General features: G+C 70.5%; 13 protein-coding genes. 10 read left to right on the top strand and 3 right to left on the bottom strand.

Annotated features, from left to right (window positions below):
• Positions 1-120: 120 nt before the first annotated feature.
• The 3 genes from BLT82_RS38345 (at position 121) to BLT82_RS33500 (ending at position 2,193) form a co-directional block, all read left to right on the top strand.
• Positions 121-465: a hypothetical protein gene (locus BLT82_RS38345; RefSeq protein ID WP_244529856.1), complete on the top strand. Its 345-nt coding sequence runs from the start codon at positions 121-123 to the stop codon at positions 463-465.
• Positions 466-552: 87 nt separating this feature from the next.
• Positions 553-1,356 carry a hypothetical protein gene (locus BLT82_RS33505; protein WP_244529855.1) on the top strand — a complete coding sequence of 268 codons (804 nt, stop codon included), beginning with the start codon at positions 553-555 and terminating at the stop codon, positions 1,354-1,356.
• Between the two features lie 291 nt (positions 1,357-1,647).
• Entirely contained in the window at positions 1,648-2,193 is a 546-nt protein-coding gene (locus BLT82_RS33500) for an AAA family ATPase (protein ID WP_093661788.1), read from the top strand.
• 104 nt (positions 2,194-2,297) lie between these two features.
• Here BLT82_RS33500 and BLT82_RS33495 read toward each other — a convergent pair whose 3' ends face one another.
• Positions 2,298-2,513: a hypothetical protein gene (locus tag BLT82_RS33495; protein WP_093661786.1), complete on the bottom strand. Its 216-nt coding sequence runs from the start codon at positions 2,511-2,513 to the stop codon at positions 2,298-2,300.
• A 226-nt stretch (positions 2,514-2,739) separates the two neighbouring features.
• Between BLT82_RS33495 and BLT82_RS33490 the strand changes: the two genes are divergently transcribed.
• The gene (locus tag BLT82_RS33490; RefSeq protein ID WP_093661784.1) at positions 2,740-3,360 is read left to right on the top strand and encodes an SMI1/KNR4 family protein; all 621 of its coding nucleotides are present in this window, start codon (positions 2,740-2,742) and stop codon (positions 3,358-3,360) included.
• A 182-nt stretch (positions 3,361-3,542) separates the two neighbouring features.
• Here BLT82_RS33490 and BLT82_RS33485 read toward each other — a convergent pair whose 3' ends face one another.
• On the bottom strand, positions 3,543-3,851 hold the full coding sequence (locus BLT82_RS33485; protein WP_244529854.1) for a hypothetical protein: 309 nt from the start codon (positions 3,849-3,851) through the stop codon (positions 3,543-3,545).
• Positions 3,852-4,133: 282 nt separating this feature from the next.
• Positions 4,134-4,580: a hypothetical protein gene (locus BLT82_RS33480; RefSeq protein WP_244529852.1), complete on the bottom strand. Its 447-nt coding sequence runs from the start codon at positions 4,578-4,580 to the stop codon at positions 4,134-4,136.
• Positions 4,581-5,127: 547 nt separating this feature from the next.
• Here BLT82_RS33480 and BLT82_RS33475 point away from each other — a divergent pair.
• From BLT82_RS33475 to BLT82_RS33450, 6 genes are all read left to right on the top strand, one after another.
• A complete protein-coding gene (locus BLT82_RS33475) occupies positions 5,128-7,890 on the top strand; it encodes a type 1 periplasmic-binding domain-containing protein (protein WP_244529849.1) in 2,763 nt (920 codons plus the stop codon).
• Between the two features lie 600 nt (positions 7,891-8,490).
• Positions 8,491-10,017, top strand: coding sequence for a SpoIIE family protein phosphatase (locus BLT82_RS33470; RefSeq protein ID WP_093661778.1), 1,527 nt, complete (start codon positions 8,491-8,493; stop codon positions 10,015-10,017).
• 187 nt (positions 10,018-10,204) lie between these two features.
• Complete coding sequence (locus BLT82_RS33465) at positions 10,205-10,408, top strand: hypothetical protein (RefSeq protein ID WP_093661776.1); 204 nt, start codon at positions 10,205-10,207, stop codon at positions 10,406-10,408.
• 115 nt (positions 10,409-10,523) lie between these two features.
• Entirely contained in the window at positions 10,524-10,925 is a 402-nt protein-coding gene (locus BLT82_RS33460; protein WP_093661775.1) for a hypothetical protein, read from the top strand.
• A gap of 347 nt (positions 10,926-11,272) precedes the next feature.
• Positions 11,273-11,968 (top strand): DUF899 domain-containing protein, encoded by a 696-nt coding sequence (locus tag BLT82_RS33455; protein WP_093661773.1) that lies wholly within the window; start codon positions 11,273-11,275, stop codon positions 11,966-11,968.
• Positions 11,969-12,098: 130 nt separating this feature from the next.
• Positions 12,099-12,455: a hypothetical protein gene (locus BLT82_RS33450; RefSeq protein ID WP_093661771.1), complete on the top strand. Its 357-nt coding sequence runs from the start codon at positions 12,099-12,101 to the stop codon at positions 12,453-12,455.
• The last annotated feature ends 53 nt before the right edge of the window (positions 12,456-12,508 follow it).

Genomic DNA, 12,508 nt, shown 5'->3' with positions numbered 1-12,508 from the left:
GCCGGGGCCGGGAGGCGAAGGGCCGCGCGACTGCCCGGGTCGGCTCTTGATGCACGGCGCGGGGTCCACGACGCTGACCGTGTACGACGTCCTGCCGGCGATGGGTCAGGGAGGTCCCGGTTGAGGCACGTGCCCCTTTTCCGGTGGTTGTTGGCGCTCGTCCTGGTGCTGATCGGGTGCTCGCTGGGCCTTTTCATGATCGCGCCGGGCTTTCCCGAACTCAGGCAGGTGGACCTGACCGTGCTCGAGGAGGCGCCCGACGGCACGTGCACCGGCCGGTGGACGGATCCCTACGGCAGCGGCGAGCGTGAGGCACCGTACCGATGCGATGCCGGACGGGACCCGATCCTGAAAGCACCCAACTACGACCCGGATTCCCGCCTGGGCTGGGACACCGGGTTCGTGATCGCCGACGGGCCCGGCAGGGGCGAGCTGTACTCCCTGGAGGACGACGTCCCGGCGTGAGACCGGCAGACCCGGCTCTCCGAGGCAACCCTCGCCGGCGGGCTGCTCCTGACGGTCGTCGGCTTCGTCGACTTCGTCGGTGGGAACGTGCGCGCGCTGTACCGGGTCGGCGGCGCCCGGCCGGATGTGTTCCGCCGGGCGACGCTGCTCAGGGAGGCCGTCGTGTCCGTGGCGCACGACCACGAGCGGGCCGTCGACGCGGTGCGCACGGCATGGGCCCCGTTGCACAGAGCGTCGGTGGACGCGGAGCTGGGCCGGATTCCGCTCGCCCGGCTGGAGCGCACCGAGGCCGGACCGCTTCGCGCGGGGCGGCTGGCGAAGGGCGGCGTGCGGACCGTGCTCGACGCCCGCGAGGGTGGCCTGGTGCCCCTCGGTGTGGGCCGCCGCACGGCCGCGGTGGCCGTGGCCGCCGCGCGGCTGATCGCCGACGAGGTGGGCGAGGACGTGGCGGTCCGTCTGGACGCGGACGCGCCGGAGCCGGCGGCGCTGCTCGGCGCTCTGCGGGTGCTGGTGGAGGCGGGCCCGGGCGCAGGCGCCGCGGCGGCGGCGGGCATGGACCTGGCCGTGCGGCTGGAGCCCCTGCTGGCCGAGGCGGCACCTGCGGGCGGGCACCTGAGGATGTTGCGCGCAGGTCCGGAGCAGCGCCGTCGTGCGTCGGCCGCAGTCGCCGAACTGCGGCTTCTGCTCGACGAGTCCGTGAAGGACCGTGCCGCGGAGCGGTTCGCGCAGGCATCGGTCGACCTGCTGCGCGGGCCGGACGGCGAGCCCACCGCACTGGCCGCCGCAGCCGACTTCGACCGGCGGCCGGCGGAGTACTACGGCCTGCTCGCGGACGTCGCGGACGCCACCCGCCCGGCGGGGCACGGGCGCGCCTCGGATTCGCCGACCTGACGGTGCGGCCGGTGGCGGGGACGGCGGCGGGCGGGGGACGAGGAACGGGGTGGCGGAGAGGGCGTGGAAACTCGCGCGGTGCACGCCCCGGCCGGATGGCGGGGGGACCACGGGGGCCGGGTACGGTCGTGATCACCGACAACACACCCGAGCCGGTCGGTCGCGCGCGACTCGGCCGGCTTGCGCTCCTCCGGCCGGAACCCGACCAGGAGGATTTGGCCCTACCCTCGTGTCGCATGTCGTTCAGGGGCGGGTGTGCCCAGCGGGGTATCCATCGACGGGGAGATGTCTGTGATCGTCTGGGTGAACGGCGCGTTCGGCAGCGGGAAGAGCACTCTGGTGGACGAAGTACGTTCGCGCTGGCCCGAGGCGCTGGTCTACGACCCGGAGATGGTCGGGTATGTGCTGCGCGAGATCGTGGAGGTCCCGACCGGCGATTTTCAGGATCTGCGGCTGTGGAGGCGACAGGTCGCGAACCTGGCCGTGGGGCTTGTCGAGGAGTATCAGCGGCCCGTCCTGGTGCCCATGACGCTGGTCGACCCCGGCTATGTCGAGGAGATCTTCGGTGCGCTGAAGGACGTGGGAATCACTACGCAGCACTTCTTCCTCAAGGTCCCCGAGGATGTGCTTGTGGAGCGGATCGACGGGCGGAGCTTCACTCCGGATGACCCCGAGCAGGATGAGCGGGTCCGCAGGTGGTGTAAGTCCAAGATCGAGTCGTGTATTGCCGCAGAGGACTCGCTGCCCGGTGACACCGTGTTCCTGGACGGTGAGCTGAGACCTCAGGAACTGGCCGACGACGTGCTGGTCCGCGTCGGTGCGCGCTCGGTCCGGTGATCCGGCAGCCCTGCCGGTTCCTTCAGCCCGGGCCGGCAGCAGTAGACGTGCAGGCCGCATTCTCTGAACTTCGACCCAGGGTGGTGAAGTTCAGCCGATGCCGATCAGTGCCGGTGTCGGCGCGTCTCGATCCAGGGAAGAAGCCGGCCGCGCGTCGGGCCGGGCTGCAGGTGGCCGATGAGCCGCTCCAGGTGGGCTGTCGGGTTCTTGTGCCGCCACAGCTCACGGGTCTGTTCGAAGGGAAGCTCAGGCCAGTCGGTGGCGAGGGCCGCAGCTTCTGATGGCGACATCGCCAGGGCTGCGAGCGTGTCGGTGCCCAATGCCTCCGGACTCCCGTTGGCATTCCCGTCTTCGGGGACCGAGGCGTTCGATCACCCACACTCGCAGCATGAATTCCTGCGACGGTTCGTCGCTGGGAACGCCGGTCGATCCGGGCGAGGTTGACCCCGGCGCGGGCGAGGCCGACCTTGAGTACGTCGATCTCGCCGACCCATCCACACGCTCGGCTCCGGCGAGCGGGCGACGAGGTCGCTTGGCGCCGTCGACATGTCAGTGCCCTCTGACAGCATAATGGTCGTGACCGACATTGATGACCTCGTGAAACGCGTTGCCCTCCGGGCCGCGTCGGACAGCAAGGACCTTCCCGAGCCCGTCGACGATGCCCAGATCTCGGAGGCCGAGGGGCTACTGGGTTTCGCGCTGCATCCCCTGCTTGTTCGCCTGTATCGCGAGGTGGCCGACGGTGGCTTCGGGCCTGACTACCGACTGCTGCCACTTCACGGTCCGGGCTCCAGCGTCGTGGGCGAATACATGACGCGACGTGAGGCGTCCCTCGGAGCGGAGTACCCCGAGTGGCCCGAAGGTGTCGTTCCGATCCTGACCTGGGGCTGCGCCATGTATGCAGGCGTCGACTGTCTCAGTGCGGACGGTCAGGTCCTGCTCTTCGAGCCGAACCCGTACAACGGCGGATCCTGGGAGCAGTGCTGGTTCCTCGACTCTGCCGGCCTCGCAGCGTGGCTGGGGACATGGCTCGCGGGGACGGGCTGGTTCGAGGAGGACGCCATCGACAGGGACGACCTGGTAGAGCCCCGGCCATGGGACCAGGCTGCGAGCCGGCTGCACTCAGGCGCACAGCCCAACAGCCAGGCTGAGAGCGTGTCTCTTTGATCGGTGGGTCAGTCGATCGGATGTGTCTGTTCGGTCAGTGACACTGATGCGAAGTGAAACCGGATCGAGCCTTGATGCCGGCCGAACCGGTCCTCTCGGGCGACCGTGGGTATCGGGCCGCGTTGCACCTCGCTGCCATCCTGATCCGGTCCCGCAGGCGACGGATGCTGAGGTGATCCTGCCTACTGAGGGTCCGTGCTCGGTTGGCGGCGCCAGTCCCAACTGGGATGACTGTCCAGCAGTGTGAGGAACCTGCTCGCCTGCAGGATCTCGAAGTGGTTGGTGTCGACGAGCCCGTCGACACCAGGAAGGACGTCGCGGAGGAACGCCCGGGCTGCGTCCATGGACTGGCACGACACGTAGAACGCGTACGGTTCGCCGATCGAGGCCGTCACTTGCCCGAGCTCGTCCGGCTCGTAGTCCGCCAGGATCCCGCCCGAGAGGTCCAGGGAGTACGAGTACCCGTGCCAGTGCAGCCTTTCGTCACCCATCACGGAATCCGGCACGAGCTCAAAGCCACGGATTCGCTCTTCGAGCGACGGTCGTCGCTCCGCGGGCACAAGGATGATCACAGACGGCCAGGACACGTGTTTGCCTCCACGCCGACAGTAGGCGAGCACTCCCCTCCGTTCGCCGAACCTTCCGTTTCAGTTGGGCGGCTTCTTCACCAGGGAGGCAGGGCTTGACACTCCAGCCGTAGATCGTGTCTGCCGATCGAGGCCGGGCCCACGGCCTCGACATGCGTGAGGGTGCCCGGTTTAGGGCCGGGTACTTCAGCGCAGTGAGTGACGCCGGTAGTGCGACTCTGGTGGCCCGAAGGCCAGCCCATTCTCGTCGAGGGCGTTGGCGATCGTCAGTTGGCTGTGCGGGAAGCGGAAGCTGACGGCGACTGCGCCCTGGGCCATGTCGCTCCCGGTCCACTCGAGGAGCTCTACGTCCTGAAGGGTCTGGCCCTGGAGGGCGTGCAGTTCGGCGCGCATGTCGTGGCGCCACTGGAGATCGAAGTCGGCCCACAGGACCGGCTGGTGGGGGACCACCGTGTTCCAGGTGATCGAGAGGTCGTCGAGCCTTTGGTGGTTGATCTCAACCTGTTCTCCCCTGAAGTCGAGCAGGACCGGGCAGTCGGAGAACCACTCGTCGTCCTGAACGTCCCAGACCAGCCAGACATGGGTCAACGGACGGCCGACGAACGCACGCAGTTGCCAACCATGGCCTGCCACGACCGCGGAGCGACCGTTCAGCCATTGAGGCCGGTAGCTTTCGATCCCGAAGTTGAACACGCTGCGATCCTCTCAGAACCAGACATCACGCGACTTTGCCGAGGCTCTGGGGCTGGTCCGGGAAGGGCCGCGGCCACCGGTGATCATCGGTGTGTGAAGTCGTCGGAGTCATCCGAGTGCGTCCAGGACGAGGATGATCCCCCGCCTTGCTCGCACGCACCAGACGCCGAGCCCCCGCCATGCGGGCGGACGGAGCCGCTGTCGCAACACGCTCCAGACCGCCGGCGCAGGCACCGTCATCCCGGGCACGGTCACGCCTCCACTCGGAGCTTCGCTGTCGGGGGCGACCAACGCGCCGGCCGGCCGCTGCCGCCGGGCAGGTCTTTGGGGCCGTGTCACTCTTCCTCCGGCTCCGCGAACCACATGAAGATCATTTGCCGGACGGATCCCGGCCCGACTGTCAGTGACGGATGATTAACTCTGCCCACATGTGGACCGGTTGACCGATGGCAGAGCTGTATCCCGGGGGAGACGAAGGGGGCTGCACATGAGCACGGGGGATCCTCAGAGCCGCATTCCGGCCTATCCCGGCGTCGATCGTTTCGTCGACGCGTTCGACAAGCTGGTGGTGCAGTCACGGCGCAGCCGCAGCAGAGTGCCGGTCGTCCTGCTCCATGAGCCGGACGGCGGCGACGCGGGTCGCCGGATAGTCGCAGGGCTCCGCTCGCGGATGCGCGGCCGCAGCGAGGTGCTCGCCCCGCATGCGCACATCCCGCAGATCCCGGACGGCGCCGACCCGCCGCCGCTGCACCTCTTCGAGCTGCTCACGAACCAGCTCAGGGAGACCATGCCGCCGGGCACGGGCGAACTGCACCTACACAGCTACCGGTTACTGCGCTCCGTCGTCACCGCCCCCGCCCTCGACGGGCTCATGGAGCGCCGCCACACGGAACTGCGCAACCACTGCTACGCACAGCATCGCCAATGGTCGCCCCTGGCCCAGGTCCTGTGGTGGCTCGGCGGCCGTGACCAGGCCAACGGCGGCACGCTCCTGGAACTGCTGTGGAACTTCGTCGCGGGCCCGCTCTTCCAGCGCCTGCCGCGGGCCCTCTACGGACGCCGGGCGAACCGCCGCATGCTCGGGAAGCCCCGCAACCCCCGCTGGTACGCACGCTGGGTGCGCCAGCAGCAGGGCAGCCCGCCCACCGACTTCTTCCGCTCCGCTCTCGACCTCGTCCAGGGCGAGCTCGTCGACGAGCCCGAGCGCATGGACCGGGTGCTCATGCAGGCCGTGCTCTCAGACCTCGACCGGGCATGCCGGACCCGCTTCCTCAACCCGTGGCGCCGCCGGCGCACCACCCGCTTCGTGCTGCTCTTCGACGAGGCGGGCCACGAGGACTCGCGCGTCCAGCGTTTCCTGCGCGAGCTGCGGTCCGCCGTGGACGACCTGCGCTGCACGTCGGTGTTCGCGGTGGCGGGCGGCGTACGTTCGCTGGCCGCGCGCATCCCCGACATCCACGCCACGGGCCTCGCCCAGGCCGGCGCCGAGTTGATCAACATCGAGCGTCGCGGGATGCTGCCGGACCAGCCGACCGGCATCGTCGTGCCGGTCGCCGAGGGGCCCGAGGAGGATCAGGCCGCGGTGTACTGGCTGGGCCGCTGGCCGACGCTGGTGACGCCGTCGCCGCGCTGGGGTCCCGGTGCCGAGGTGGCCGGGGCGCTCGGCGCGGCGGCGCTCGCCGTCGTGGTCGCCGCCGGCTTCGTCCTCGTGCCCGGCACGTGGAACGGCGAGGAGGACGACCCCTGCCAGGGCTCCACCTTCCTCGGCACCGACGGGCAGTGCGTCGGGGTCGGCGAAGGCTCCGCGGGCTTCGGCAAGGGGCCGAGCGAGCAGGCCGTACAGGCCGTGCTGGAGCAGATCGAGCGACAGAACGAGGAGGTCGACGAGGAACTCGCCGGCCGGCCCGCCGACGACCCGCGCCCCGGACGCCGCACCGTCGTCTACTTCGGCCCGCTCACGGGAGGAAAGGACGCCGAGGACCCCGTGCGCGGGGGCACGCTGGCCGAGTTGAGGGGCATCGCGGTGGCTCAGCGGCACATCAACGCGCAGGCACTGCGCTCCGGCGAACGCGTCCCGCTGCGGGTGCTCGCCGCCAATGCCGGTGACCGTTTCAAGGACGCGCCCGCCGTCGCCGAGCGGATCGCGGAGCTCGCCGCGAGCGACCCGACCATCGCGGGTGTCGTCGGTTTCGGCCAGAGCCGCCGCAAGACGTACGAGGCCATGCGCATCCTCGACAAGGCAGGCATCCCGATGGTCGGCACTTCGGGCACCGCCGACGAACTCCTGCGGCAGGGCACGCACTACTACCAGACGGCAGCGACGGACGCGCGGGCCGCCGAGCTGATGGCCGCGTTCGCCTCCGGCGCCGGGATCACCGAGGGCGGCCGGCCGGTGCGCCGGGTGAGTCTGGTCGCCGACGCCACCGACGCCTACAGCAACAGCCTGGCCGCCTCCTTCCGCGCGGCATACGGAGCGGGGCGCACGGACGTCCTGCTCTACACACCCACCGACGCGCCGGAGCCGGACCCGATACCGGGCGCACTCGGCGGCCGGCCGATCCCGACCGTCGAGGACCTGGCCCGTGAGGTGTGCCGTGCGGTGAGTGAGGAACCGCGGACGGCGGTGGTGTGGTCCGCACGGGCCAGCCAGTTCCAGCTGTTCCTGGCCGAGATCTCCCACATGTCCGGCGGCTGCCCGAAGATCAGCGTGCTCGCGGGAGACGACGTCACCAACGCCCTCACGGACGACCAGCGTCCCTGGGACCATTTCAAGGGACTGTCCCTCTTCTACGTCTCGCACGGCTACGCACCCACGCTGGCGGCGGAGAGCCCGGAGGCGGCGGCCTTCCTCGCCGCGTACGACCGTGCGTACGGCGGCGACCGCAGCGCCAGGAACAGGGCCATGCGCGAGGACGGCCATGTCGCGCTCGCCTGGGACGCGTTGCGCTACCTCGCCGAGGGCATAGATCAGGCCTGGCGCACCACCGGCGGCCATGACGACCGCCTGGACCGCGGGCTGGTGCAGGGCGTGCTCTACCAGGGCCTGGGCGGCGGCGGTTTCGACGGCGCCACGGGCCACATCGACGCACACGGCGTGGCGAGCGGCGGACGGCTGACGGAGGGCAAGCTCCTCGCGGTGCTGCGGGGCCGGGACGGCGAGCCCGTGACGGAGCTGCTGTGCGGCACGGTCGCCCGTGGCGACGAACGCACCAGGTGGGGCCCGAAGGGCAAGGAGCATCCCTGCCCCTGACGGTCCCGGTCGGGTTCGCGGAGGCGCTCTGGAACGCCTCCGCCAGTTGATCGCCTCCGTCGGTCGTCCTGCGACGGGTGCATGGATCCGCGGGCGTCGAGGCGGGCAGCACCCTCGCGCTGGAGGGGTCTCTCGGGGACCTTGCCCGAGAGACCCCTCCAGCGCTCTGCCCGATACTGTGTCCGTGCCGTGCTCAGGGGCGGGAGAGCGGCCCAGGGCAACGGCGTCGGACGGGCATGCGTTCCCACCAGGGGCTGCCGACCGGCACAGGCCCGGCCGGCCACGCAGCCCGAGTCACCGTCCGTGGACCGTAGGGAACGCGGGGTCGCGAGTGCCGGCGGCGGGCCCTGCCCGTCCAACACGCACCGCCGGATTCCCGGCATGCGGCGCCGGACGCCAACGCCCCTCCGCCTGGCTTCACGCCCGTCGCCGATCAGGGCGAGGCGTCCGGGCGCGGATGCCGCACCGACGGGCTCGCGGCCGCGAGGCTGCACGGGGGACCCATTCGGGGGGACGATGGGGCTGCGGCCGAGTGCCCCGGCCGGGCCCGGGCCGCACGCTACTGCGCAGGTCGCGGTGTGGGCTGTGAGGAGGACTGGTATGGGTGTGGCCAGGTCCTGGACCGATCCCACGCTGGGGGACGCCGGCACGACCGCCTCCGGTGGCCTGCTCGACCTGCTGAGCGTGGCGGCCGTCCTCCTCGACGCCGAGGGAAGGATCGATCTCTGGAGCCCACAGGCAGAGAGCCTGTTCGGATACAGCGCGGAGGAGGCGCTGGGCGAGTTCGCGGCCCGCCTGCTGGTCCACGAGGAGAACCTGGAGTTCGTCATCGAACTGTTCGCGCAGGTCATGGAGCGCGGCGACAGTTGGGCCGGGGTCTTTCCCGTACGGCACAAGGACGGCGGCACCCGGCTCGTGGAGTTCCGCAACATGCGGCTCATGGACGACCAGGGCGACTACTACGCCCTGGGACTGGCTGCGGACCAGACGACGCTACGGCAGCTCGAGCGCGACCTGGCGCTGTCCGCCCGCCTGGTGTCGCAGTCGCCGATCGGCCTGGGAGTACTGGACACCGACCTCCGCTACATCTCGGTGAACCCGGCGGAGGAACGCATGAACGGCGTGCCCGCCGCCGAGCACGTGGGCCGGCACGTGCACGAGGTGCTGCCCTTCCTGGACCCCTCCTTCGAAGCCACGATGCGCGACGTCCTCGAGACCGGAACCCCGGTCCTGGACCAGTACACGGTCGGCCGGACCCCGGCGGACCCCGAGAACGAGCATGCCTGGTCGATCTCCTTCCACCGGCTCGAAGCGCCAAACGGATCGGTCCTGGGCGTGGTCACCTCCAGTGTCGACGTCACCGAGCGGCACCGCGCCGTGCAGGAACAACGACGCACGGTGCTCACCCTCCAGCGCAGCCTGCTGCCGCCCTCGCCGCAGCCGGGCCCGGGTCTGGCGGTCGCATCCCGCTACCGGCCCGCCCGGGCCGCCGTGGAGATCGGCGGCGACTGGTTCGACGTCATCGCGCTCGGCGGCGACAAGACGGCCCTCGTCGTCGGCGATGTCATGGGCAGCGGCGTCGGTGCCGCCGCGACGATGGGACAGCTCCGCACCGCCACCCGCACGCTCGCCGGCCTGGACCTCGACCCCGCGCAGGTCCTCCAGCACCTCGACCGCATCACCGAGGAGCTCGAACAGGAAACCATCGCCACCTGCGCCTATGTGGTCTACGACCCGCACACCGCCCAGTCGCGGATCGCGCTCGCGGGCCACCTGCCCGCCGCCGTCCTTCGCGCCGACGGGACACGGAAGCTGCTCGACCTGCCCACCGGCACCCCCCTGGGAGTCGGCAGCGGCACCTTCGAATCCGTCACCCTCGCCCTGGGCCCGGGCGACCAGCTCGTCCTGTACACCGACGGACTGGTGGAGAGACGGGACCAGCCCATCGACGCGTGCCTGACGAACCTGCTCGCCCTCCTGGACGAGCCCGGACGCGCCCTGGACGACACCTGCGACCTGCTCCTGCGAAGCCTGCGCCATCCCGGCGATCACGACGACGTCGCGCTGCTCATCGCGCGTGTCCTGCCCAGCACGCCAGGCCCTGACGGCAGCGTCGGGCGAAGCTGACCGCAGGGGAGTGGCGGCCGCAGCGGAGTGTGCCCGCAGGGGAGCGGCGAAGCCGACCGCTGCGGCATGGCGGGCTCGGCTCCCGGCGGACGATGCCACCCGGGGCACCGGCGGTGGTCGAGCCGTTCGAGAAGAAGGTGCGGTCCTCAGTGGCGAGCAGGAAGGCGACCTTCGAGTCCGGCACCGGGTGGACGCCATCGTCACAACGGGCGAACCCGGCAACATGCTGCACGTCGCCAACGCCTACGAGGACGGCCAGGGCCGCATCGTCCCGGAAGACCCCACTGTGGGCCGCGAAGGGTTTCAGCTCTCCTGGAACTGCGCCTACGTCCTCGCCGCTGTCCCCGCCTGCCGCCGCCTCGGACGGCGGGCGGGGCGTCGCCGGCACTGACGGCCGCACTCTGCACGCGCTACGGGGGCAGCCCCCGGTGAGCCGTCCTCGGTCACTTCGAGCGAGCACGGTGCGCGCGTCACGCGGCGAAGGGCCGTTGGTAGATTCGTCCGCCATGCGATCACGTGAGTACGACCTCGACTTCCGCGACCGGGCCGGCCGGATACGGGCCTGGGGAATCGGTCTGTTGGCCGTGGCGACGCTCCAGTGGGCATGGTGCGCCCTGCTGCTCCTCACGCCGTACCAGGTCGACGAGGAGCCCGACGACCGGAATCCCGCAGAATGCGAGTCACGGCTGCTGACCGATTACGGTACGGCCAACGAGGGCCTGCAGCGCAGTGATTGGTGCCAGAACGAACGCGACTGGCCCGAAGCCGTCGCCGTCCTCGGGCTGTCCGTGCCGGTTTCGGTCGTCGGCGTGGCGCTCTTCACGAGCGGCAGTGTGAGTCGCCGGATGAGCGCCCACGCCGAAGCGATGCGCGAACTCGACAAACTCGCCGACGCACGAAACCCGTAGCCCGGGCGAAGCGGACCTCTCCCATTGGCCGGGCCTGCGATCCCAGCCGCATCGGCGACAGCGCCGGCCGCACGGCCGCCGGCCGCACGGCGCGCCCGGAGCCCCGTGCGGCGTCCGGCCGCTTCCGCGCAGCGACCGCGCACCCTCGTCGCACACTGCCCACGGACGACTGCGAGGTCCGATCGTCCGGCCGCAGCCGCGCCCCCGCTGACGCCCTCGGGACGGAGTGCGCCGGAGGATGCCGCCGGGTCCGGCGAATTCGTTCCACCGCGACCGATGAGTTCCGGGGCCGGGTGCGGTCCACCTCATGTACCAGCGAAACCGCGCACGAGCTCTGTGAGGGGACCATGACCACCCACGCACTGCCACCCGTCGTCGACGCCGCGACCTGGGAGCGCCGGCTCGAGGCGCTGCGGGTCCGCGAGAAGGCCGCTACCCGGGAGCTCGACGCCATCGCCGCCGAGCGTCGCCGGCTGCCGATGGTCGAGATGCCCGACTACATCCTGGAGGGCGAGGACGGCCCCGTTCGGCTCGCGGACGTCTTCGAAGGCAAGAGGCAACTCGTCGTCTACAACCACATGTGGTTCGCGGGCGAGGAATGGCAGTGCTCAGGCTGCACGGGGTTCACCTCGCAGTACACCCGTCTGGAGTTCCTGGACAACTACGACGCGCGATTCGTCATCGTCACCCAGGGGCCGATCGAAGAGGCACTCGCCTACAAGAAGCGGGTCGGCAACCGGATGACGTGGTACTCGACCGCCGACAGCTCGTTCGGAGCGGACGTCGGTGCGCCCCCCGACGCGGGATTCGCGGTCAACGTCTTCCTGCGCGACGGCGACACGGTCTACCGCACCTGGCACACCAACGGCCGGGGCACCGAGCAGCTCAGCCACACCTTCGCGCTGATCGACGTACTGCCGTACGGGCGGCAGGAGGAATGGCAGGACTCGCCCGACGGCTGGCCCCAGTCGCCCACGTACAGCCGTTGGGCGACGTCCGAGGACATCGCCGCGGCTTATGGAGCGGGCTCCGGGGACGGCTGATCGACGGGTGCCGTCCCGGTGGTCGGCGCATCCGCAACGCCATCGATCGTCCCGTACTCCGACCGGAGCAGGTTCGCCGGAAGCTCGCGGTGCTCGGCATGGACGTGCCTCGCCGATCCTCCGTAGGCTGGTGACCGCTTACGACAAGGGGGCCGGGGTGAACGGCAATCCGCTGTACCACTGGATCGCGCTGGCAGTGTCCACGGTGGTCGTGCTGCCGGTGCCGGTGGCGATCCTGGCCGGGTGGACACCGTCGTGGATGCGCGAGCGACAGGCAGGCATGCGGCTTCGCGCCTACGGCGTGCTGTGCATCTACGCCCTCATGCTGGTAAACAGCGGCCCTCGGATCGCTGACGCCTCCGTCGAGACGGTCATGGCATGCATGAGCGTCGGCTTCGGGTGCATCGCCGCCGCTGCGGTCCTGTTCCTGCTTGCGGAACGCAAGGATTCAGGCGCTCGGACGACCCGGCCGTCCAAACCTCGGTAAGGCTGAGCGACACTGTGCTGCACCTGCCGCGCAACGGGTTGGTCAGGCTGCAG

It is taken from the genome of Streptomyces wuyuanensis (assembly GCF_900103455.1).
GTDB lineage: Bacteria > Actinomycetota > Actinomycetes > Streptomycetales > Streptomycetaceae > Streptomyces > Streptomyces wuyuanensis.
Note: the sequence above shows the minus strand (reverse complement) of the source record. Positions and strands in the feature narration are given on the sequence as shown.

Coding starts and splice junctions, on each gene's coding strand:
- BLT82_RS33470 (WP_093661778.1), top strand. CDS start 8,491: ATGGGTGTGGCCAGGTCCTGGACCGATCCCACGCTGGGGGACGCCGGC.
- BLT82_RS33455 (WP_093661773.1), top strand. CDS start 11,273: ATGACCACCCACGCACTGCCACCCGTCGTCGACGCCGCGACCTGGGAG.
- BLT82_RS33475 (WP_244529849.1), top strand. CDS start 5,128: ATGAGCACGGGGGATCCTCAGAGCCGCATTCCGGCCTATCCCGGCGTC.
- BLT82_RS33460 (WP_093661775.1), top strand. CDS start 10,524: ATGCGATCACGTGAGTACGACCTCGACTTCCGCGACCGGGCCGGCCGG.
- BLT82_RS33485 (WP_244529854.1), bottom strand. CDS start 3,851: ATGGGTGACGAAAGGCTGCACTGGCACGGGTACTCGTACTCCCTGGAC.
- BLT82_RS33490 (WP_093661784.1), top strand. CDS start 2,740: ATGTCAGTGCCCTCTGACAGCATAATGGTCGTGACCGACATTGATGAC.